1 protein-coding gene and 1 pseudogene are annotated in these 1,442 nt (G+C 65.3%); both read left to right on the top strand.

Going from position 1 to position 1,442, the window contains the following annotated elements; all coding sequences use genetic code 11:
• Window positions 1-760: MFS transporter (locus EN939_RS34060; protein ID WP_164751512.1), on the top strand; the 760-nt coding region annotated here is incomplete at its 5' end.
• 86 nt (window positions 761-846) lie between these two features.
• Window positions 847-1,442 (top strand): annotated as a pseudogene (locus EN939_RS34055) (succinylglutamate desuccinylase/aspartoacylase domain-containing protein); the annotation flags it as partial.

Below are 1,442 nucleotides of genomic sequence, written 5' to 3'. Positions count from 1 at the left end.
GTCCAACATCCTGGGTGTTCCCGCCGGAACCGCACTTGGCGAAGCGTTCGGCTGGCGCTCCACCTTCGTTGCCGTGGTCGGTATCGGCCTGATCTCGGTGGCAGCGATCGCCTGGCTGGTGCCGTCCGATGTCGCCCAGCCAAGCGGTGGCGGCCTGCGCGGCGAGCTGCGCGTGCTGGGCAAGCTGCAGGTCTGGCTGGCCATGCTGATCGCGGCGCTGACCTCCGCAAGCCTGTTCACCGTCTTCACCTACATCAAACCCTACCTCACCGAGGTATCGGGCTTGTCGACCTCGGCAGTCACGTGGGTTCTGCTGCTGTTCGGCGCGGGCATGACCATCGGCAACATTATCGGCGGCAGACTGGCCGACTGGAAACTGATGCCGACAGTGATCGGCACGCTGCTGCTGATGGCCCTGCTTTTCGTTGGCTTCAGGCAGTTCGGCGCAATCGCCAGCGTTGCCGTCGGCATCGTCTTCCTGTGGGGCCTGCTCATCTTCGTCGTCGTGCCGCCGCTGCAGATCCGGGTCGTCGAGGCGGCCTCCGAGGGACCGAACCTCGCCGCCACGCTGAACCAGGGCGCCTTCAATGTCGGCAATGCCAGCGGCGCCTGGATCGGCGGCGTTGCCCTTTCCGCCGGTGTTTCCTATGCCAATTTGCCGCTGGTCGGCGCAGCACTCGCTTTGTTGGCGGTCACCGTCGCCGTGCTGTCGCAGGCGCTGGACCGGCGCGCGCCGGTCATCCCGCTTCCGGCTGAATAGCCTCTTGCGCCCATAGCGCGGCGGGCTGGACCAATCGACATCGGCGCCTTCAAATCGCATGTCTCTCGCTCTTGATGGAGGAAGTCATGCAGAAATCGATCGAGCGCATCGCCGGCGAAAGCGAAGGGGTTTCCTACGAATTCCCGCTGTTCCGCTTCACTGGTTCCGACAAGGCTGCTCCTTCGGCATACCTACAGGCGGCACTCCATGCCGGCGAGTTGCCGGGCGTCGTCGCCATCGACGCGCTGATGCCGATGCTTGCCAAAGCGGAGGCCGAAGGCCGCATCAAGGGCAATCTCACCGTCGTGCCCTGGGCCAATCCGATCGGCCGGGCGCAATATCATTTCGGCGAGCATCAGGGCCGCTTCCATCTGGGCACGCGCACCAATTTCAACCGCGGCTTTCCGCTACTCACCGCGCCCGACACAGCGCTCTTGCCCGACACCACCCTTGGCAGCGTCGACCAGCGGCTGAAGACGCGGCTGGTGCAGCTCTCGCTCGGCCATGACATCGTGCTCGACCTGCACTGCGATGACGAGGGCCTCGCCTACCTCTACGTCCACACCAGCCTGTGGCCTGCCATGGCCGATTGCGCCGCCGCCATGGGCGTCGACGCGGTCGTGCTGTGGAGCGAGGACACCGACGGCACCTTCGAGGGCGCCTCGATCATGCCCTACCAGAA

This window comes from Mesorhizobium sp. M7A.F.Ca.CA.002.05.1.1 (assembly GCF_003998335.1).
Taxonomy (GTDB): Bacteria; Pseudomonadota; Alphaproteobacteria; order Rhizobiales; family Rhizobiaceae; genus Mesorhizobium.
The sequence above is the reverse complement of the archived record's forward strand: the minus strand, read 5'-3'. Positions and strand labels throughout refer to the sequence as shown.